Source organism: Mesorhizobium sp. M0808, from assembly GCF_040320025.1.
In the GTDB taxonomy this organism is placed as follows: Bacteria; Pseudomonadota; Alphaproteobacteria; order Rhizobiales; family Rhizobiaceae; genus Mesorhizobium.
Window position 1 is genome coordinate 65,370 of record NZ_JAMYOX010000017.1, and the last position, 20,856, is coordinate 86,225.

Here is a 20,856-nt window from a genome sequence, read left to right on the forward strand (position 1 = left end):
AAGCAGCTACTGGATCGTCACCTTGGCGAGGCTGAACAGCGAACCTGTCGGCACCGGTTCGAATCCTGCGATATTCTTCTGCTGTGCCGTGTAGCTGTAGGACGTGTAGAGCCAGATCCAGGGCGACATCTCAGTGATGTGCTTCTCGAAGTCGGCGAAGATCGCTTTGCGCGCTGCCGGGTCGGTCTCGGTGCGGCCCTTCTGCATAAGACTGTCCAGCGTGTCGTCGATATAGTTCGCCACCTTCTGCAGATTGCCCGTCTTGGTCCAGTAGCGGTTGTACATAGTGTAGGGATCGGCCCTGCCGCCGTTCAGCGCGACGGCCATGTCGAAATCGCCCTTCAGCCAGGCGTCGACATAGACGTTGAGCTCCATCATCTTGATGTCGAGCTTGACGCCGATTTCTGCGAGTTGCGACTGGATGACCTGGGCTTCCGCCGCTGCCGTCGGCGGCTCGCCGGTGGCGCCGATCACGGTCGCCGAAAAGCCGTCGGCATAGCCGGCTTGGGCCATCAACTGCTTGGCCTTCTCAATGTCGCGCTTATAGCAGAACAACTGCTTCGGATCGGTCGCCAGTGCCGGGATGGTCAGCGGGCCGGTGATCTTGCCTTCGCCGAGCGAGGCGGTGTCCAGCACTTCCTGCCGGTCGATGGCGCAGGAAATCGCCTGACGCACCTTGAGCTCGGTCATCGGCTTGCGGGAGGGATTGAGCTGCAGCACGTGATAGGCAAGCACCGGCACGCGGTTCAACTGCAGGCTGGCTTCCTTGGGCACCAGCGTGGCGACAAGCGGATCGTTGAGCAGGGCAAAATCGATCTGCTTGGTGCGCATCGCCGCCAGAATCGCCGTCTCGTCCGGCAGCACGCTGATATCGATGCCGTCGACGCCGGTCGCGCCGCCTGCCCAGTCCTTGTTGGCGACAAGCACTTCCTTGGAATTCGGATCCCATTTTTCGAGCTTGAACGGACCCGAGCCGATCGTTGTCGTGCCGATCGAGCCGGCCGCGATTTCGCTTGCCGGGACGATCGCCGCGTTGACGTCGCTCATCGCCGTCAGGATCGGCACGTCCGGCTGCGAGAGGTGGAACACGACGGTGGCTGGATCGGGCGTGTCGATGCTGGCGATCGAGAGAAAGTTCGCGCGCGCCGCAGCACCCGTCTTCTCGTCGAGTATGCGCTCGAACGATGCCTTGACGTCGGCCGAGGTCACGGCGGCGCCGTTCTGGAATTTTGCTTTCGGATTGAGCTTGAAGCTCAGCTCCTTGCCGTCCGGCGAGAACTGCCATGAATCGGCAATCGCGGGCGTGATTTGCAGGTTTGCGTCGAGCCGCACCAGCGGTTCGTAGATCAGCTCCAGCAGCCGCAGTGAGGAGAATGCCGTCTGCTTGTGCGGATCAAGACCGGTGGCGTCCTGCGACCACGCCATATGCAGCGTCGCCGCACTCGCCTGCACCGGTAGCGCGGCGATGCCAACCATTGCCGCGAGCGTCATGCCGGAAAGCAGATTCTTGCCAATGTGCCGTACCATTGTCGTCTCCCATTATTGTTAAACCAGATGCCTTGCAGTTCCCCGGACCGCTTCCAAGGGACACACGCCCCGGAACATCGGCCCAGTATCCATGCGGTCTTACACCGTCTTTTCGCCTATCGCCTTGCGCAGGAAACCTCCCGCGTTGGCAAGCGCCTTACGTGCTTCTTCGACACCCATGCCGGTGATCGTCACCAGGATTGCCAGTTTTACATCATTGCCGGTCTGGTCGAGTGCCTGTCGTGCCTGCTGTGCCGCGCAGCCGGTGGTCTGCATCACGATCCTGACCGCCCTTGCGACAAGCTTCTTGTTGCTTGGATTGAGGTTAACCATCAGGTTCTGATAGCTCTTGCCGATGCGGATCATGCTGGCGGTAGACAGCATATTGAGCACCAGCTTTTGCGCGGTTCCCGATTTCAGCCGGGTCGAGCCGGTGAGGACCTCCGGGCCAACCACCGGAGAGATGCCAATATCGGCAATGCCGGCAATGGTCGATCGAGGATTGCAGGACAACGCCACGGTGGTGGCTCCCACTTCCTTGGCATAGGTCAGGCCACCGATGACATAAGGTGTGCGTCCGCTGACAGCGATGCCGACCACCACGTCGCCAGCGGTCAGCTTGATGGCCTGCAGCGCCTTTATTCCCTGTTTCGGATCGTCCTCGGCGCCTTCCGCAGAGTGCACCAGCGCGTCGACGCCGCCGGCGATCAGGCCCACCACCATGTCCTCGGGTACGCCGAAGGTCGGCGGACATTCCGAGGCGTCGAGGACGCCGAGCCGGCCGCTGGTGCCAGCCCCCATATAGACAAGGCGCGCACCGTTCTGGAACGCGCTCACGATCCGGTCCACGGCCGCAGCAATATCGGGGATGACCTTATCGACGGCTGCCGCAACGCCTTTGTCCTCGTCATTGATCTTGCGCAGCACCTCGAGGGTCGGCAACAGATCGATGTCCATGGTTTTCGGGTTCCGGTCCTCGGAAACCAGCCGCTCCAGCTCCGACATCAACCCTTGTTCGACCACTTCGCATACTTTCAAGTGCGACTGCGAGCAGGACTTTGATGCCCGCGGCAAGCGGCGTCCAGTGCCTGCACCTGGCCGTCGGCTCCGTACCGGCTGCGCCGGTTCTGTTTCGTTAACTTTTTAGAATTCGATATTCTCTCTGTCAACGGAAAGTAGGAATATTATATTCCTTGCCGAGCAAGGCATCACTGGCGGCAGAGGGATTTTCTGGCCAGGATTATGGCTCCCGAAACCGCATCGCCGTCGGCCGGCTTCAGCCGTCGGCGGACGTCGGCAGCGAGCCATGGCTCAAGCGGGCTGGACAACCCTCCGAGCAACGTAACCCGCGGCGCGCCTTTTTCGAACAGCACCCGCACGAAGGTGTCGATCTGCTCGGCAGCGCCTTGCACGATCCGCCGACCGGCCGGATCGCCCTGGTCGGCATGGCGGATCACCATCGGCGCCATGGCGGCATAGTCCGTCGCGCTGGCGCGGTCCATCCAGGCCACCGCCTCGAACGGATCGTCCTTGAAGCGCTGCATCACCTCGGCCAGCAGCGCCGTCCGCTCATGCCGACCGTCATGGGCTCGCAAGGCGAACTGCACTGCCTTCAGTCCGAGATCGGCGCCGCTGCCCTCGTCGGAAATCGGAAAACCGTAGCCGCCGACGCGCAGGTCGCGCCCTTCGACAAAGCCGAGCCCGATCGAACCGGTCCCGGCTATGACGATGGCGCCGTCTTGACCCGAATGCGCGCCAAGGCAAGCCGCGACGCCGTCGCTGACGAAGTCGATGCTCGCAAAGGGTTGATCGATGCCATGAAACGCCTCGAGCGCACCCTTACGGCCGATGCCGGCAACACCGATACCCACCCGGATCCTGGCTATTTCCGCCGCCGCGAACCCTGCCTCTTCGATCGCCGCGCCAAAGGCTTTGGCAATCGAGGCCCAGGCCACCTCTATACCGAGTCGCGTTGTCGCCGGGCCCGACAGGCCTTGCCCGAGCACGATTCCTGCCTCGTCTTCGATACGCGCCCGGCAGCCGGTTCCGCCGCCATCGACGCCCAGGAAATAATGCGGAGACGCCCCACCGGCACTCATTGCCTTATTCGTTCGATCTGGGCGCCGCACAGCCGGAGCTTGCGGTCCAACTGCTCGTACCCGCGGTCGAGATGATAGACGCGATTGATCGTCGTCTCGCCCTCCGACACCAGCGCTGCTAGCACCAGCGAGACGGAGGCGCGCAGGTCGGTCGCCATCACTTGCGCGCCCTTCAGCTTCTCGCCTCCGCGCACCAGCGCCATGGTGCCTTGCAGCTTGATATTGGCGCCGAGCCGCATCAGTTCAGGCACATGCATGAAGCGGTTCTCGAAGATCGTCTCGCGCAACAGCGAAGCGCCCTCGGCACAGCACATCAACGCCATGAACTGCGCCTGGAGATCGGTCGGAAAGCCCGGATAGGGCTCCGTCGTCACGTCGACCGCCTTGAGCGGCCCGTCTCTCGATATGATCAGCCCGCGGTCGCCCGGCCATATTTTCACACCGGCTGCTTCGAGCAGCTGGACGATGGATGCCATGTGCTCGAGCCGTGCGTGGGTCAGCTCGAGCTGACCGCCGGTGATGGCCGCTGCGACGGCATAGGTGCCGGCCTCTATCCGGTCCGGGATGATGTCGTGCGTGGCGGCGCGCCAGTCTGTGCTGCCCCCGATCAGGATGCGGTGCGTGCCGGCGCCCTCGATCCGCGCGCCCATGTCGTCCAGGCAGGCGGCAAGATCGGCCACCTCCGGCTCGCGGGCCGCGTTGAGGATCTCGGTCTCGCCGTTTGCCGTCGTCGCCGCCATCATCGCCGTTTCGGTCGCGCCGACCGACGGCGAGCTCAAAACGATGCGCGCGCCTTTCAGTCCGCCTGGCGCAGACGCGACGATCAGTCCGTTTTCGATCGCGATATCGGCGCCAAGTGCGGCAAGTGCGGCGACATGCATGTCGACCGGCCGTGCGCCGATCGCGCAGCCGCCAGGCAGCGAGACCCGGGCATGGCCGAAGCGGGCAAGCAGTGGACCGAGAACCAGCACCGTCGCGCGCATGCGCCTGACGGTATCGTAGCTTGTCTCCCTGGAAGCGGCAGCACTGGTATCGATTGTGGCGGCATGCTCCGATCTGGTGACTTCGGCCCCATGAAGGCCGACGACGCTAAGCATGTTGTCGACATCCGTCACCTCAGGCAGGTTGGTCAGCTGCAGCGGATAGGGGCTGAGCAACGCCGCCGCTATTTGCGGCAAGGCCGCGTTCTTGGCGCCGGAGATCGTCACCGCGCCCTCAAGCCTGTGCCCGCCGACGATCCGCAATTTGTCCATGGCTCTGACCTAATCCCGAGCTGTCGGCGAGTCTACGATCTTTCATGTCCGAATCGTCGACATGCCCGAAGGCTGGGCCGCAACCGCACCAGTCGAGATTTGATGGTTCATTCTTGGCTGTCAATCAGAGACGGAATAATTTATTCCTTGGCTTGGCATTGTCGATGACAGGCAATGGAGGAACGCATGTCCGTCCTGAAGAAGATCGAGGCCAAGCTCGAAGTGATGGCGCCCGGCGACCGCGAGATCGGTCGGTATATCGTCGATAATCCCGACCAGATGCTCCGCCTGTCGACGGCGGCGCTTGCCGCCGAGATCGGCCGCAGCCAGTCGAGCGTCGTCAAGTTCAGCCAGAAGCTCGGCTATTCCAGCTATCAGGAGCTTAAGCTCGCCGTCAGTGAGGCCAAGTCGCAGGAATGGCACGTGTCGGCCGGCATGATCCACGGTTCGATCGAGGTCGACGACAGCTATCTGGTCATCTTGCGCAAGCTGATCGGCAGCAAGCTCTTGTCGATGCAACAGACCGTCGCCGCCAACACCGAGCAGGAAATCGGCAAGGCCCTCGAAGCGTTGAACGGTGCGCGCCGCATTCATTTGGCCGGCGTCGGCGCATCCTCGCTGGTGGCGCGCGATTTTTCCTACAAGCTGATGAAGCTCGGCCGCAACGTGCTGCACGACAGCGACAGCCATGTGCAAATGGCCAATGTCTCGACGCTTGGACGAGGTGACGTGCTGTTCGCGCTCTCCTATTCCGGGGCGAGCATCGAAACCCTGCGGATGGCTGAACTTGCCCGCAAACGTGGCACCACCGTTATCGCCGTCACCGGACTTCGCGACAATCCGCTGAGCCGGGTTGCCGACATTCGCCTCCACACGATCGCCGATGAAGAGCGCGCGCGCTCGTCATCGATAACTGCGCGTGATGCACAACTGACGCTGACCGACCTGCTGTTCATCCTGCTCGTGCAGAAGCAGCCTGACGCCAACGAATACGTCCACAACAGCGAATTGGCCGTCTCGGTGCTGAAGGCTTAGCGCTCTTCGCCGTCTCGCGTTAAGGCCTCAGTTCCTCCCTGGCGCTGCACGCCGACAAGAGCAACTTTCGTCCTCCTTGGTGAAATAGCTTTCTTCAATGTGCTCACCCGCTTTCTTCGTCCGGCTGGCAGAGAGTCGCGGGAGCGCCGATTGGTCAAATGCCGCCGGTCGAAACAAATGTTGACAATGTCATCTGTTGTTGCGAAAGCGTTCAGCCTCGAATTTGACGGCCGGGTGAGACAATGGACGACCTTGGAGCACAGGAACAAGCGGTTCTCGACCTCATTGCGGCGAACCCATTCGCCGGCCAGCAGGACATAGCAACGGTGCTCGGCATCGCCCGCTCGACGGTCGCGGCCCACATCGTGCAACTCGTCAACAAGGGATACATTCTCGGCCGTGGTTACGTCTTGCCGACGTCCAAGCGCATGGTCTGCGTCGGCGGCGCGGTGCTCGACCGCAAATACCACGCCAAGAAGGATCTGATTTTCGAGACGTCGAACCCGGTCGACGGCTATCGCAGCTTCGGCGGGGTTGCCCGCAACGTCGCCGAAAACCTTGCCCGCCTCGGCGTCGACATAAGCTTCGTCTCGATCGTCGGCGACGATGAAACCGGCCGCTCAATGGTGCGGCATCTGCGCGACCTCGGCGCCGATGTCAGCCAGGTCATCACCACCGCGGAACGGCCGACGGCGGAATACGCGGCCATCCTCGACCGCAACAACGACCTCGTGCTCGGCATTGCCGACATGGAGATCTTCGATCTGTTTTCGTCGTCCTATCTCGACCGCTTCTGGCCGCATCTGGCTTCGGCGACATGGGTGTTCATCGACTGCAATCTGCCGGCCGCGACCCTCGCGGCACTGATGTCGCGCAAGCAGGGTGCGCGCTTCAAGCTCGCAGTCGACACGGTATCGGCGCCGAAATCAGCGCGCCTGCCGAAGGACCTGACCGGCATCGATCTTCTGTTCACCAATCATGACGAGGCCAATACGATGCTCGGCATGACGGATGCCGACAGGCGGCTGACGCCGGAGCAAGCAGCGGCAGCGCTGCGCGCGGCCGGCGCCGGCGAGGTGATCGTGACCGTGGGCGCGCATGGATTTGCCGTTGCGACCGAGAGCGGTGTGACGACCATGCACTCCGTCCCGGCGCAGCCCGTCGATATCACCGGCGCAGGTGACGCGATGATGGCAGGCACACTGTACAAGGTGCTTTCGGGTGAGCCGGTCGCTCATGCCGTGCGCACCGGCGCGCTGCTTGCCACACTGACCACCGAGAGCGAATCCAGCGTCCATCCCGATCTGTCGCCGCGCTTCCTTGCCGCCGGCACGTACCGCATTCCTGCCTGAAAGCGAGATGATATGAAACCTTTCCTTGTCCACCTGAACGATGAAGTCGCTGCTGCGCTTGATGAAGGCCGCGCGGTGGTGGCATTGGAATCAACGATTATCACCCACGGCATGCCATATCCGGCCAATCTGGAAACTGCCCGTGGTGTCGAGACCGTAGTGCGTGAAAACGGCGCCGTGCCCGCCACGATCGCAGTGGTCGCCGGCAAGATCAAGGTTGGCCTCGACGACCGTGAACTGGAAGAGCTGGCAGCGGCAAAGGGCGTGGTCAAGGCTTCCGGGCGCGATCTCGCCGCCATCATGGTGCGCGGCGGCTCGGCCGGAACCACCGTCTCGGCGACGATGCGGATCGCCGCTTTAGCCGGGATCGGCATTTTTGCGACCGGCGGTGTCGGCGGCGTGCATCGCGGCGCCGAAGCCACTTTCGATATCTCCGCAGACCTGACCGAACTCCGCCAAACCGGCACGACCGTCGTCTGCGCCGGAGTTAAGTCGATCCTCGATATTGCGAAGACGCTGGAATACCTGGAGACCCAGCGTGTGCCGGTGATCGCCTATGGGAGCGATGATTTTCCGGCTTTCTACACCCGCTCCAGCGGGCTCAAGGCCGATCATCGCCTCGACACGCCCGACGAGATCGCGCGAGCCATGCTGCTGCATGACGAGATGGAATCCGGCACCGGCATTCTCGTCGCCAACCCTATTCCCGAAGCGGACGCGCTCGATCCGGCGTTCATCGACGGCACGATCGCAGCGGCCGTGGCTGAGGCCGAGAAGCGCGGCATCGGGCGCAAGGAACTGACGCCGTTTCTGCTCGCCCGCATCAATGAGCTTTCGCAAGGCCGCAGCCTGAAGGCCAACATCGCGCTTGTCCGCAACAACGCCGCGCTTGCTGCCCGCATCGCGGTTGCGCATGCGGAATTGAAGGGCGCGACCAGATAGAGACAGCGCCCGGCCAGCGCTACGTACCTTCGATTTCAGCCCGGCGCGAGGTCGAAGATGCGCCCGGCATTGAGGATGTTGTTCGGGTCGAAGGCTGCTTTCAGGCGGCGCATGGCCGCGATCTCGGCGTCGCTGCGCACAAGGTGCAGCCATTCCTTCTTGTCCAGGCCGATGCCATGCTCGGCCGAGACGCCGCCGCCAGCCGCGGCCACACCCCGGTAGATGATCCCGTATGCGGCCGCCGGATCCGCGGTGCGGACCTGATAATGCAGATTGCCATCGCCGAGATGGCCGAAGACGTAGATGTCCGCGCCAGGGTCGACGGCCCTGATGGCGGCTTCTGTTTCGCCCAGGAAAGTCGCCATTCTCGCCAGTGGGATGCTGATATCGACGCCGATCAGGCCTGCCATCGAAAACAGGAAACGGTTGGCCTCTTCTCGCACCGCCCAGAGCGCCCGGAATTCGCGCGGCGATTGCGAGACGACCACGTCGTCGATCACGCCATCTTCAACCGCCTGCATCAGCACCGCGGCAAAACGTTCGCCGTCGCGGTCGGGCTCGCTGCCCTGTATTTCGGCCAGTACATAGACTGGTGAGCCGACCGCCAGCGGCGCCGGCGCCTCCATGCCGGCGATCATGGCGCCATAGAGCGGTGCGAAATTCACCTCATAGGCCGATAGCAAGGGCCCGAGCTTCCGCCTGAGCAGCGCAAGCAACGTGATCGCCGCGTCCAGCGAAGCAAGCGCGCAGAAGGCATTGATCTCGGTGGCCGGCTTCGGATGCAGCCGCAGGCATGCGCGCGTGACCACGCCGAGCGTGCCTTCGCTGCCGATGAACAATTGGCTGAGGTCGTAGCCGGAGTTGTCCTTCGCCAAACCCTTGAGCGAGGTCAGGATACTGCCGTCGGCAAGCACCGCTTCTAGGCCAAGCACCTGAGCCCGGTACATGCCGTAGCGCAGCACGCGGATGCCGCCGGCATTGGTGGCGACATTGCCGCCGATGGTGGCCGTGCCGCGCGCTCCGATGTCGACGCCGAACAGCAGGCCGGCCGCATCGGCGGCTTCCTGCACCGTTTGCAGCGGTGCGCCGGCCTCGGCGATGATCGTCGCCGCCTCGCGGTCGGGAGCTTCAACGGAAGTCATACGCTCCAGCGACAGCACAGCTTCGCCGGGTTGGATGCGAGCGCCGCCGGCAAGCCCGGTCCGGCCGCCCTGGACCACAAGCCTCTGCCCCGCCTCATTGCACAGGCGCAGTATGTCCGACACCTCGCCGGCAGTGCGCGGTCGCAGCACGACCTCCGGCCGCGCACCGGTTTTGCCGTCGGGGTCTTCCCTGTAACGCGGCCCGGCCTCATCTGCCGAGACGATCGCCGACCGATCCAGCCGCTTTTCCAGCCGCGACAGGAGTTCGCCGATCAGTGGGGACAGAGCGCTCACGGATGCTGTCGTCATGCGCCGCTCCTGTAAAAGGCCGACGATAGACACGAACTGCTGTTTGTCAAACCTTGCGGGACTGCAATCGCCGCCGGCGTTCAGGCTCTGCCCTTCAGGAACTCGATCACCATTGCCGCGGTCCAGGTGAAGCGGCTGCCGCCGAGCGGTTCGCCGGTGAGCGGGTCGTAATATTCGGCGAAGCCGCTCTCGGCGATCAGCTCGAGACTGGATTGCGTGATCCGTTGTGCGATTTGGCTGTGGCCGGCGGCGGCAAGGCCGTCGGCGATCATGTAGTTGACCACCAGCCAGACCGGGCCGCGCCAGTAGCGCTTTGGGTCGAAGCGCCCATCCTCTGGATCGTGCGACGGGACGATGTAACGCGCTTTGCCGGCCATGCGCTCGATCGTTGCAGCGATGGTCGCTGCCCGGCTTTCCGGGATGGCCGAAAATACCGACAGAATGCCGCCGACCGACGCGCTGTCAACATGCTTTCCGGCCACTCGGTCGAAACAAATGTACTGGCCATGCGCGTCGCTCCACAGCCGTTCCATTGCCGAAAGCCCCTTTTCGGCACGGGCGCGATTGGCTTCTGCGATTTCGGTTTCGCCAAGTGCCTCGGCGAGATCGGCAAGGTCGGCGGCGGAACGGATCAGGATGGCGTTGAAGCCGGGATCGACGACCTGGAATGGCGAGGCATCGTGCAGCCGGGCATTATCCCAGCCAAGCCCGCGGAAATGCTGCAACAGCCAGACATAGCGGTCATACTGTGCCTTGGTTGGACGATGCGCCGGATCGGCGTGCAGGATGTCGCGGCGGGTGTAGGGCTCGACGCCTTCGGTCGGCACGCGCTCGAACGCCTCGTCCCAGTCGATCGAGTTGTCGCGGCCGGACTCCCATGGGTGGATTATGGCGACCAGCCCTTCGCCGTCCGGGTCGCGATTTCCGTAGAACCAGCGGTGCCAGGCATCGATTTTCGGCAACAGCGCGCGGGCGCGCTCGGCCGCCAGGGTCTTGTCCTTGGCCTGGTCGAACAAGCGGCGCACGGCAAAGCCGGCGACCGCCGGCTGGGTGATGCCGGAGGTGGCAGTCGGGCGGTTGGTTCGCCAGACCTCCGGCCCGGGGAAATAGCCGTCGCTCCAGACATGGAAGACGATGTGCGGCACCATGCCGTCTGGCCATTGGTGGGCGAACAGCGTGTCGATCTCGGTCCAGGCGCGCGCCTCGTCATAGTGGGCAAGGCCGAGCGCGGTCAGGCAGGAATCCCAGTTCCACTGAAACGGGTAGAGGCCCTTGGTCGGTATGGTGTAGGTGCCTCGGTCATTTTCCCTGAGCACCTCGACGGCGCGGGCGATGGTTTCGTCGACAGCAAGAGATATCATTGGGGCGTTCGTACTTTCAGAATCGAAGGGGATCAAAGGGCGTTGGTGGTTTCGGGATCGAACCAGCGGATGCGATCGGGTTTGAGCGAAAGCCGCAAGTGATCGCCGACGGCGACCGTGGCATTCGATTCGAGGATGGCGCGGAACACGCCGCCCTCGACGTCGCAGGTGACCAGCGTGTGCGGTCCGAGCGGCTCGACAACGCGCACGGTGGCGTTAATACCTTCGTTGCCGGCGTCCACATCCTCGGGGCGAATGGCGAATTCTATCGTCTGCTTGTCCGATTTGGGGCCGGGCAGCGTCAGCCCGGCGACGGTCCAACTGCCGTCGGCCGTCTTCGTCGCCGGGATGAAATTCATCGGCGGGTTGCCGATGAAGGAGCCGACGAAGCGGGCCGCCGGATTGCGGTAGACCTCTACCGGCGAGGCGGCCTGGACGATACGGCCCTGATGCATGACGGCGATGCGGTCGGCAAGGCTCATCGCCTCGACCTGGTCGTGGGTAACGTAGATGGTGGTGGTCTTGGACGCCGCGAGCACACCTTTGAGCTCGGCGCGCATTTCGAGCCGCAGCAGCGCGTCTAGGTTGGACAGCGGCTCGTCCATCAAGATCACGTCAGGCTCCATCGCCAGGGCCCGGGCCACAGCCACGCGTTGGCGCTGACCGCCGGAAAGCTGGCCCGAATAGCGCTTCAAAAGCTGTTCGATATGCATGAGCTCGGCGGTGCGGTTGACGCGCCCGTCGACCTCCTGCTGCGGCAGCTTCTTCATGCGCAGGCCGAAGGCGATATTCTCGAATACCGTCAGGTGCGGAAACACGGCGTAATTCTGGAACACCATAGCGATGCCGCGTTCGCGCGGCGGCAGATGGTCGACGCGGCGCCCCCCGATCCAGACTTCGCCCTGGCTTGGCGTTTCCAGGCCGGCGACGATCCTCAGCAGCGTGGTCTTGCCGCAACCTGAGGCGCCGAGCAGCACCATGAATTCCTGGTCGGCGATGGTCAGGTCAATCGAATGCAGCGCGGTGAAGCCGCCGAAACGTTTTGCCACCTGCTTGATGACGATCTCAGCCATCGGCGTTCTCTTTTGTGCGCGTCATCGATTGGCGATCCCCCACATGGCGAACAAATATTTGCGGACGGCAAAAATGAAGATCAGTGCCGGGATAACCAAGGCAGCACCGCCGGTGAATTTGAGGTAGAGCGGCGATTCGCCAAGGCTCTGCAGCAGGAAGGCGGTCAGCGTCCGGTTCTCGATGGTGAGCACGGCGGCGGCAAACACCTCGTTCCAGGAGATGGTGAAGGCAAACACCGCGGACGCCGCGATGCCCGGCAGCGCCAGCGGCAGAATGACTTTTCGGAATGCCTGCAATCTCGTGCAGCCGAGCGTCCAGGCCGCCTCCTCCAGCTCGACGGGAATGCCGGAGAACAGCGAGAAGGTGATCAGCACCGCAAACGGCAGCGCCAGCGTGGTGTGGACCAGCGCCAGCCCGATCGCGGTGTCGTCGAGGCCGGTGCGGATGAACATCACCGCCAGGGGCAGCGCCAGCAGCGGCAGCGGGAAGGCGCGGGTCATCAGCACGAGGAAACGGAACGTTTCCTTGCCTGGGAAATCGAAGCGCGACAGTGCGTAGCCCGCGGGTGCGCCGAAGCCGATCGAGAGGAGCATCGTCAGCGTGGCGACGAGAACGGAGTTCCACAGCGCCTTGGCGACGCCGGCGAAATTGATGAAGAAAGAAAGGCTGCCGAAATCGAATGACGGGAAGAAGCGCCTGGGGAAGGCGGTCACCTCTTCCGGCGACGATAGCGCGTTGACGATCAACAGATAGATCGGCAGCAGCACCCAGACGCAAAGCAGGATGACCGTTGCGACCAGCAACCAGTTGCCGGCTTTGCGGGCCTCAGGCGCGGCGATCGAGAGCTCCGCGACAGTGCTCATATGCGAGTCTCCTTCGGCACACGCAGCACCCGCAGGAAGAACAGCGTGAAGCCGATCGAGATGGCGAGGATGAACAGCGCCATGGCGGCGGCGACATTGTGGTCCTGCAGTGTGAACTGCCAATTGTAGGTCTCGCCCATCAGCACCGGCAGATTGGTGCCGCCGAGTGCTGCAACCACGGCAAAGACCTCAAAGGCAAGGATGACGCGCAGGATGATCGCCGTCTGCAGGCTTGGGCGCAGCAGAGGCAGCGTGATCTTGATGAAGCGCTTCCACGGGCTAGCGCCAAAAACCTCCGCCGCCTCGTAGTATTCCCGGGGGATCAGCCCCATGCCGGCGACCAGAATGACCATCATGATGGCGGTCGCGCGCCATATCTCGGCCAGCGTCACGGCGATGAAGATCGTCAGCTTGCTCTGGTAGCCGAGGAACATAACCGGCCTGTCGATGACGCCGAGATTGGAGAGCAAGGTGTTCAGGAAGCCGGACTGGTCGAAGATGGCGAGCCAGATCAGCCCGGCGGCGAGATCGGAGATGCCGAGCGGAATGGCGAAGATATAAAGCGCGGCGCTGCGCCCGGTTTCAAGCCGCGACACCACCGTTGCCATCAGCAGCGCCATTACCAGTTGGATCGGCACGACGATGGCGCTCAGCAGCAGCGTATTGCGGACAGTGACCGGAAACTTCCAGCTGCCCGCCATGGTGCGGAAATTGTCGAGCGTAAAGCCGCCGTCGCGGGTGAACGCCTCGAAGGCGACCAATACGAACGGGTAGAGGAAAAAGACACAGAGGAACAGCGTCGCCGGCGTCAGCAGCAGATAGGGCAGGGCCTTGCTGTGCATGGAGCGCTCTCTATTCGAAGCTTCAAAAGGGGTGGGCGCCCGGCGCGCTGGAAATCCGGACGCCCGGGAGGATTCTTAATCGACCGGGCAGGCGCCTTGCGAGGGCTTGTCGGGCGCCCAGCATGGCGCCTTCGCCTGGTCGATGATCACCTTCAGCGCCGTCGCCTGTTCGTCGAGCACGCCGTGCACATCCTCGCCGCCGAGCACGATGCGCTCGAAGCTGTCGGTGTAGATCTGATTGAACTTGCCGCCGAGGCCGCCAAGTCCCATCGGCAGCAGCGCCGGCAACGCGTCGGGAGCTCCGGTCATGGTGGCGATCACTGGGCTGAAGGCCTTCACCGAGGCCGGCATGTCGTCGGGCAGCTTGACGTCGACGATGGGGAAGAAGTTTGTCGCCTTCAGCGTCGCGATCTGGGTTTCCGGCTTCAGCATATAGGCGACCAGCGCCTTGGCCTTGTCCATGTCAGGCGAGGTCTTCGGGATAGCGACACCGGCCACCACCGGCATGTAGCCGCGGCCTGCCGGGCCAGCCGGCGCCGGGAAGGCGACAAACTCGTCGGGTTTCTGGTTGAAGGCGTCGGCGAGGCGCGCCACGTGATCGAATGCCACCCAGACTTCGCCGGTCAGCAGCGGCTCCTGCATGAAGGCATAGTTAGTCGAATTCGGGTTGGTGTATTGCCACAAGTCCTTGAACTTATTCCACGCCGTCTCGGCCTCCGCCGAGCGGAACTTCGTCACCATCGAGCCGGTATACGATGGAAGGAGAAAACCCTCGAAGAAACGGTGCTTCAGCCCTTTCGGGCCGGCCGGAAAACCGAATTTGGGCGAACCGGTCTTTTCAGCGATGTTTTTCGCCCACTCGATCAGTTGGTCATAAGTGATGGTGTTGAGATCGGTGCCGGCCGGCAGATATCGCAGCGCCTGTTTGTTGGCCGCCATCAGGAAGGTGGCCTGCATCCATGGCAGGTACTTCTGCTCGCCGGTGCCGAGCATGCCGAGCTTCTTGTAGGTCTCGTTGACCTTGACGCCACCGAGATCGACGCCAGAGAGATCGACAAGGTTCGCGCCGACGGTGGAGAAGTCTCCGTGCAGGCCGCCGAGCACGCCTATGGTGCCGGAGCCGGCCTGCAGTTCGGCCTGAAGGCGGGTGAGCCAGGGCCCGTCCTCGGCGACCTGATAGTCGACCTGGCCGTCAAACCCCTTCAGCACTTCGCTGCGCATCTTCTGTGTCTCTTCCACTGGTCGCGCCTGTGTCGACCAGAACAACACCTGCTGGGCTTGTGCTGCGCCGGCAGCAAGCGACAACGCCAGCACCGCACCTGCCAATGTCCTCAACGCATTCATCGTCGTCTTCCTCCCTGGTTGTGCGCCGCTAAGGCGTCAGTTCCGTCCTGTGGGTGCCGGGCCATGGCTTGCCCGCGAGACAAGTGTCGGCCGGACCAGCCGCGTCAGTGGCGCGTCCGGCCTGTCGCCGATGACGGTCAGCAGCATCTCGCCGATCTCGCGCGCGCACCGGCGGATCGAGGCGTCGAAAGTGGTCAGCCCCGGCGGCGCATAGGCGGAGGCGGCTATGTTGTCGAAGCCGATCACCGAAAGGTCGCGAGGAATGGCAAGTCCGGCGCGCCCCGCCTCTTCCATCACAGTCAGCGCCAGCTCGTCGAACAGCGCGACAATCGCCGTCGGCCGCTCGGTGGCGTGCAGAAGCCGGATGATTGCCTGGATGCGGGCACCGCGATCGAAACGCGGCGCCGTCGCCACATCGAGCCTGACGGACGGATCGCCCCGGCGGGCGATCGCGGCGGCGAGCCCGTCCTGTCTGAGATGGCGAAATGTCATCGGCTCGGAAATCGTCACCAGGCCGAAATGGCGGTGTCCGAGATCGTAGAGCATGTCGAAGGCCTCGCCGAATGCGTGCGCGCCATCGGTATCGAGCCAATGGTAGGCAAAGTCGCCGTCGAGCAGCCGGCCATGCGCGACGAACGGGAAATTGCGGTGACGCAGATAGGCAAGTCGCTCGTCGACCTCGGCGATGCGGGTGACGACGACGCCGTCGGCGCGCCCGGATTCGACGACATGGCGAAGCACGGAAAGTTCCGACTGGCCCTGCGCCGCTGCGGCCAGGATCAGGTCGGAGCCGTGCGAAACCAGCCCTTCGCCCAATCCGGTGACGAATTCGCCGAGGAAGGAATCGACCAGATTGGGACCGCGGATCGGCAGTACCATGCCGACGAAGCCGCTGCGGCCGGAGACCAGCGTGCGGGCTGCCGTGTTCGGCACGTAGCCGGCCTGGCGCGCGGCCTCGGTGACACGTTGGCGCGTTTTCAAGGCGATCTGCTCGTGGCCGGCAAGAGCGCGCGAAACGGTCGTGATCGACAGGCCGAGCTGCGCAGCAAGTTCCTTGAGGGTGGTAACGCGGGCCGGCATCGTTCCTCCCGAACGAAGTTTCGTTGTAATCACTTCAAGCGAAATTGCAAACGTTTTAAATGGCGCGCGGTCAGTGTTGTTTCTTGCCCATTGGTTAGCGCGGCTCTATTCGGCCCCGGCCGGCAAGCTCCTGGCCGGAGATTTAAACGCAGCGGTTGCTTGACTCGGGCGACGCCTTGTGAAAAATTTTGCAGCAACTGATAAAAATATCAAAGGGCGGAAATGGTTGGTTTTGGCAACGGCCTGCTGCGCGACGATGAGACCGGCATGGCAGCCCGTGCCGCCTGGCTTCACTATGCCGGCGGCCTGACCCAGTCGGAGGTCGCCAAACGGCTTGGCCTGACCAGTCTCAAGGCGCATCGCCTGATCACCAAGGCCAATCAGGAAGGCCTGGTCAAAGTCTACATCGACGGCGAAGTCTCCGAATGCGTGGAGCTTGAGGATGAGTTGTCCGGCCGCTACGGCCTCGACTACTGCGAGGTGGTTCCGGACTTCGATGCCGAAGACCTGCCGCTCAAGGCGCTCGGCATTGCTGGCGCGCAGTTTCTCAAGCGCGAGATCGAACGCGGCGAAGAGGCGCTGATCGGCGTCGGCCACGGCCGCACGCTTGCCGCCTGCGTGGAATATCTGCCGCGCATATCGGCCGGCAGGATCCGTTTCGTCTCGCTGCTTGGCGGCCTGACGCGCAAGTTCTCGGCCAACCCCCATGACGTCATCCACCGTGTCGCCGAACGCACCGGCGCGGAGGCCTATGTGATGCCCGTACCGATGTTCGCCAACACGGTCGAGGATCGAACAGTATTGCTCGGGCAGAAAGGCGTCAGCGATGTCTTCGACCTCGCCAAGTCCGCCGACTTGCTCATCGCCGGCATCGGCACCGCCGAACGTGAGGCCTCGCTTGTCGCCACCGGCATGATCGAGAAGGGCGAGATGGAGGAGATCCGCCGCAACGGCGGTGTCGGCGAACTGCTCGGCCATTTCTTCGACGATGCCGGAAAGGCCGTTGCGACGACGCTTTCCAACCGGGCGCTGGCACTGGCGCGCGAAGACATCAGCAACCGCAGGATTGTCGCCGTCGCCGGCGGCAAGGTGAAGGTTCGCGCCATCAAGTCAGTGCTGGAGGGCCGTTATCTCAAAGGCTTGATAACCGACGAGCGGACGGCGCGATCGCTCGTGGAACAGACGCCGGTCGGGTAGCCGGCAACCATTTCGTTGAAACTACCCTGTGGAGGAGAAGAGAAATGCATGAGAAAGAGAAAGACCTCATCGACGCATTCCTGCGTGGACAAGTCGACCGCCGTGGGCTGATCAAGGGCCTCGGTGCAATGGGCCTTGCCGCCAGCACCGCCGGCACACTGCTCAATTTCGGGCAGACCCGCGCCCTGGCGGCTGATTTCGACTGGCAGGCGCATAAGGGCAAAACCATCAAGCTGTTGCTCAACAAGCATCCTTACGCCGATGCGATGATCGCCAACCTCGACAATTTCAAGAAGCTGACCGGCATGGAAGTCGTCTATGACGTGTTCCCCGAAGACGTCTATTTCGACAAGGTTACCGCCGCGCTGTCGGCCAGCTCGCCCGAATACGATGCCTTCATGACCGGCGCCTACATGACCTGGACCTACGGTCCGGCCGGCTGGATCACCGACCTCAACGAATGGATCAAGGATCCGGCCAAGACCAACCCGAAATATGCCTGGGACGACTTCCTGCCCGGCGTCAAGAACTCCTGCGCCTGGAACGGCCAGCCGGGCGGCGCCCTCGGTTCGGCGGACGCCAAGCAATGGTGCATTCCGTGGGGCTTCGAGCAGAACAACATCACCTACAACAAGGGCATGTTCGACAAGGTCGGCGTCAGCGTTCCCGGCAATATGGATGAGATGGTCGCTACGGCGGCGAAGCTCACCAAGGACGTCGGCGGTGGCGTCTACGGCATCGGCGTGCGCGGCTCGCGCTCCTGGGCAACGATCCACCCGGGCTTCCTGTCGGCCTACGCCAATTTCGACCAGAAGGACCTGAACGTCTCGGCTGACGGCAAGCTGTCGGCCGCGATGAGCACCGCCGAATCCAAGGCTTTCCACAAGCAGTGGGTCCAGATGATCCAGGAGAGCGGCCCGAAGGACTGGTCGACCTACACCTGGTATCAGGTCGGCACCGATCTCGGTGCAGGTGCTTCGGCGATGATTTACGACGCCGACATCCTTGGCTACTTCATGAATGGCGGCGACAACAAGATGGCCGGCAAGCTCGCCTTTTCGGCATTCAAGGCCAATCCTGCCGCCAAGGCGCCGACGCCCAATATCTGGATCTGGTCGCTGTCGATGTCCAACTTCTCCAAGGACAAGGACGCCACCTGGTACTTCATGCAATGGGCATCCGGACCCGAGCATGCATTGTTCGGTGCGACCAAGATGGACTTCGTCAATCCGGTTCGTCAGTCGGTCTGGAACGACGAGATGTTCCGCGAGAAGCTGAACAAGAGCTATCCGGGTTATGTCGAGATGTTCGACGTCTCGGCACCGGGCGCCAGCATCAAGTTCACCCCGCAGCCGCTGTTCTTCGATCTCACCACCGAATGGGCGGCGACGCTGCAGAAGATGGTGGCCAAGGAAGTGCCGGTCGACGAGGGCCTCGACAAGCTGGCCGAGAGCATCAACAGCCAGCTCAAGGAAGCCGGGCTCGGCTAAGCCGCGGCCAAGGCTGACCCGTCCGCGGGCTAGCCTTTGAGATGTGATACGTTTGCGACGCGGTCCCGAAAGGTGCCGCCTGCTCGCCCGACCGGCCGCCTTGCTCCCTTGGGCGGCCGGGACGGCGAAGCAACAGGATGACGGAGCAGCCGATGACTGCGGCGACAATACAAAGAAACAGGCCGTCGGGCTTCAGGATCAGCAAGCGGGTGCTGCCCTATCTCCTTAGCCTGCCGGCTCTGCTGGTCTGCATCGGCATCCTGATCCCGTTCCTGACGTCGGTGGTCTATTCGTTCCAGCGCTACCGGTTGAGCCAACCCTGGGCGCGGCAGTTCAACTGGGGCGACAACTATATCTCCTTCTTCACCGACCCGAAGTTCTGGAACACGCTGGAAATCTCGCTGCTCTACGCCGGCATCACCGTCGTGCTCGAGCTGCTTCTCGGTCTCGGCATCGCCATGCTGCTGCAAAAGCGCTCGACGCTGAACAACTTCATCTCGATCATGCTGCTGATGCCGCTGATGACGGCGCCGGCGCTCGCCGCGCTGATGTGGAAGCTGATGACCAATCCCGGTTTCGGCGTGCTCAGCTATCTCGCCAGCCTGATCGGGTTGCAGGATTTCCGCTGGGCCTCGTCTCCGTCGACGGCACTGCTCACCGTCGTTCTTGTCGACATCTGGGTCTACACGCCCTTTATCATGATCCTGCTGCTTGCCGGCCTGCGCAGCCTGCCGACGCAGCCCTTCGAGGCGGCAGCACTCGACGGCGTGCCACGCAGCTTCGTCTTCTTCCGCATCACACTGCCGATGCTGACCCCCTACATCTTGACGGCGACCTTGTTCCGCCTGCTCGATTCGATCCAGCAATTCGACATCATCTACGCTATGACCCAGGGCGGTCCGGGCGACACGCTGACCGTGTTCCAGGTCGAGGCCTATCTCAATTTCTTCCAGTCGACCAATGTCGGCCGCTCGGCGGCACTGATGATCATCCTGTGGGCGATCACCTATTTCCTCTCGAACATTTTCATCAAGAACTGGCTGCGGCTGCGCGAACGCGCCCGCGGCCAGGCATAGGAGGCTGGCGTGGAACACACCTCGCTTCTCGAACGCATCCTGCGCGGCATTGCCCTGGCGCTGGTCGTGATCTTCTTCATGTTCCCGATCGTCTGGATCCTGATGATGTCGTTCCAGACCAACGAGACAATCCTGCGGATTCCGCCGCAGCTTGTCTTCGAGCCGACGCTCGCCAACTACACTGCCTTGATCACCGGCAAGCTGATGACGGCGGCCGGCACGCTCGATATCGCCTTCATGCGCAACCTCTGGAATTCCGTCTTCCTGTCGGTCACCTCGGTTGCCGTCGCGTTGCTGCTCGGCGTTCCGGCGGCCTACGCCTTTGCGCGGCACAAATTCCGCGGCTCGGAGGACATTGCCTTTACGCTGCTGTCGTTCCGGTTTGCGCCGGCGCTGCTGGTGCTCCTGCCGCTCACCCTCTATTTCCAGAAGCTCGGGCTGGCCAACACCTATATCGGGCTGATCTGGGTCTATCAGCTGATCTGCCTGCCGTTGATCCTGTGGATCGTGCGCGGCTATTTCGAGGACATTCCCGCCGACATCGAATACGCCTACCGCATCGCCGGACATTCCTGGTTTGCCACCTTCCGCAAGATCGCGCTGCCGCTCGCCGGCCCAGGCATTGCCGCTGCCGGTCTGCTCGCCTTCATCTTTGCCTGGAACAACTTCGTCTTTGCGCTGGTGCTCGCCTCGGCCGACAAGCAGCCGGTGACGGTCGGCGCGCTCGCCTTCATCACCTCCTCGGGCATCCAGTATGGCCAGATCTCGGCGGCGATCGTGCTGTCGATCACGCCAACGCTGGCGCTCGCGCTCTATGCGCAACGCTATCTCGTCGAAGGCCTGTCGCTTGGCGCGGTGAAAGGATAGTCC

The 20,856-nt window shown here is 63.0% G+C and carries 18 protein-coding genes; 7 read left to right on the plus strand and 11 right to left on the minus strand.

All coding sequences use genetic code 11. From position 1 onward, the window contains the following. Positions 1 to 6: 6 nt before the first annotated feature. The 4 genes from NKI25_RS19985 to murA form a co-directional block, all read right to left on the minus strand. Positions 7 to 1,527 (minus strand): ABC transporter substrate-binding protein, encoded by a 1,521-nt coding sequence (locus tag NKI25_RS19985; protein ID WP_352621058.1) that lies wholly within the window; start codon positions 1,525 to 1,527, stop codon positions 7 to 9. 99 nt (positions 1,528 to 1,626) lie between these two features. Next, positions 1,627 to 2,550: an N-acetylmuramic acid 6-phosphate etherase gene (gene murQ / locus NKI25_RS19990; RefSeq protein WP_352999180.1), complete on the minus strand. Its 924-nt coding sequence runs from the start codon at positions 2,548 to 2,550 to the stop codon at positions 1,627 to 1,629. A 185-nt stretch (positions 2,551 to 2,735) separates the two neighbouring features. Beyond that, on the minus strand, positions 2,736 to 3,626 hold the full coding sequence (locus NKI25_RS19995; protein ID WP_352999152.1) for a glucosamine kinase nucleotide-binding domain-containing protein: 891 nt from the start codon (positions 3,624 to 3,626) through the stop codon (positions 2,736 to 2,738). Further along, positions 3,623 to 4,879 (minus strand): UDP-N-acetylglucosamine 1-carboxyvinyltransferase, encoded by a 1,257-nt coding sequence (murA, locus tag NKI25_RS20000; RefSeq protein WP_352621062.1) that lies wholly within the window; start codon positions 4,877 to 4,879, stop codon positions 3,623 to 3,625. The genes NKI25_RS19995 and murA overlap by 4 nt, the downstream gene beginning before the upstream one ends. A gap of 186 nt (positions 4,880 to 5,065) precedes the next feature. On the opposite strand from murA, the gene NKI25_RS20005 reads away from it, so the two are divergent. The 3 genes from NKI25_RS20005 to NKI25_RS20015 all read left to right on the plus strand — a co-directional run bounded on the left by NKI25_RS20005 (position 5,066) and on the right by NKI25_RS20015 (position 8,208). Continuing rightward, the gene (locus NKI25_RS20005) at positions 5,066 to 5,914 is read left to right on the plus strand and encodes a MurR/RpiR family transcriptional regulator (protein ID WP_352999154.1); all 849 of its coding nucleotides are present in this window, start codon (positions 5,066 to 5,068) and stop codon (positions 5,912 to 5,914) included. Between the two features lie 242 nt (positions 5,915 to 6,156). Next, positions 6,157 to 7,266, plus strand: a complete 1,110-nt coding sequence (locus NKI25_RS20010) for a carbohydrate kinase (protein ID WP_352999156.1) — start codon at positions 6,157 to 6,159, stop codon at positions 7,264 to 7,266. 12 nt (positions 7,267 to 7,278) lie between these two features. Continuing rightward, on the plus strand, positions 7,279 to 8,208 hold the full coding sequence (locus NKI25_RS20015; protein ID WP_352999158.1) for a pseudouridine-5'-phosphate glycosidase: 930 nt from the start codon (positions 7,279 to 7,281) through the stop codon (positions 8,206 to 8,208). Between the two features lie 35 nt (positions 8,209 to 8,243). On the opposite strand, the gene NKI25_RS20020 is transcribed toward NKI25_RS20015, so the two are convergent. The 7 genes from NKI25_RS20020 to NKI25_RS20050 form a co-directional block, all read right to left on the minus strand. Then, positions 8,244 to 9,659 carry an FAD-binding oxidoreductase gene (locus tag NKI25_RS20020; RefSeq protein WP_352999159.1) on the minus strand — a complete coding sequence of 472 codons (1,416 nt, stop codon included), beginning with the start codon at positions 9,657 to 9,659 and terminating at the stop codon, positions 8,244 to 8,246. 80 nt (positions 9,660 to 9,739) lie between these two features. Continuing rightward, positions 9,740 to 11,020 carry an amylo-alpha-1,6-glucosidase gene (locus NKI25_RS20025; RefSeq protein ID WP_352621070.1) on the minus strand — a complete coding sequence of 427 codons (1,281 nt, stop codon included), beginning with the start codon at positions 11,018 to 11,020 and terminating at the stop codon, positions 9,740 to 9,742. A 32-nt stretch (positions 11,021 to 11,052) separates the two neighbouring features. Then, the gene (locus tag NKI25_RS20030) at positions 11,053 to 12,093 is read right to left on the minus strand and encodes an ABC transporter ATP-binding protein (RefSeq protein WP_352999161.1); all 1,041 of its coding nucleotides are present in this window, start codon (positions 12,091 to 12,093) and stop codon (positions 11,053 to 11,055) included. A gap of 21 nt (positions 12,094 to 12,114) precedes the next feature. Beyond that, positions 12,115 to 12,957 carry a carbohydrate ABC transporter permease gene (locus NKI25_RS20035; protein ID WP_352621074.1) on the minus strand — a complete coding sequence of 281 codons (843 nt, stop codon included), beginning with the start codon at positions 12,955 to 12,957 and terminating at the stop codon, positions 12,115 to 12,117. Continuing rightward, positions 12,954 to 13,799, minus strand: a complete 846-nt coding sequence (locus NKI25_RS20040; RefSeq protein ID WP_352621076.1) for a carbohydrate ABC transporter permease — start codon at positions 13,797 to 13,799, stop codon at positions 12,954 to 12,956. Before NKI25_RS20040 ends, NKI25_RS20035 begins: the two co-directional genes overlap by 4 nt. A 75-nt stretch (positions 13,800 to 13,874) precedes the next feature. Beyond that, entirely contained in the window at positions 13,875 to 15,143 is a 1,269-nt protein-coding gene (locus tag NKI25_RS20045; protein ID WP_352999162.1) for an ABC transporter substrate-binding protein, read from the minus strand. Between the two features lie 36 nt (positions 15,144 to 15,179). Beyond that, positions 15,180 to 16,223, minus strand: a complete 1,044-nt coding sequence (locus NKI25_RS20050) for a LacI family DNA-binding transcriptional regulator (RefSeq protein WP_352452412.1) — start codon at positions 16,221 to 16,223, stop codon at positions 15,180 to 15,182. A gap of 222 nt (positions 16,224 to 16,445) precedes the next feature. On the opposite strand from NKI25_RS20050, the gene NKI25_RS20055 reads away from it, so the two are divergent. From NKI25_RS20055 to NKI25_RS20070, 4 genes are all read left to right on the plus strand, one after another. After that, positions 16,446 to 17,420 carry a sugar-binding transcriptional regulator gene (locus NKI25_RS20055; RefSeq protein ID WP_352999164.1) on the plus strand — a complete coding sequence of 325 codons (975 nt, stop codon included), beginning with the start codon at positions 16,446 to 16,448 and terminating at the stop codon, positions 17,418 to 17,420. A 44-nt stretch (positions 17,421 to 17,464) separates the two neighbouring features. Further along, a complete protein-coding gene (locus tag NKI25_RS20060; RefSeq protein WP_352455241.1) occupies positions 17,465 to 18,910 on the plus strand; it encodes an ABC transporter substrate-binding protein in 1,446 nt (481 codons plus the stop codon). 152 nt (positions 18,911 to 19,062) lie between these two features. Next, positions 19,063 to 19,986: a carbohydrate ABC transporter permease gene (locus tag NKI25_RS20065; protein ID WP_352452414.1), complete on the plus strand. Its 924-nt coding sequence runs from the start codon at positions 19,063 to 19,065 to the stop codon at positions 19,984 to 19,986. 9 nt (positions 19,987 to 19,995) lie between these two features. Beyond that, the gene (locus NKI25_RS20070; RefSeq protein ID WP_023676025.1) at positions 19,996 to 20,853 is read left to right on the plus strand and encodes a carbohydrate ABC transporter permease; all 858 of its coding nucleotides are present in this window, start codon (positions 19,996 to 19,998) and stop codon (positions 20,851 to 20,853) included. Positions 20,854 to 20,856: the final 3 nt, after the last annotated feature.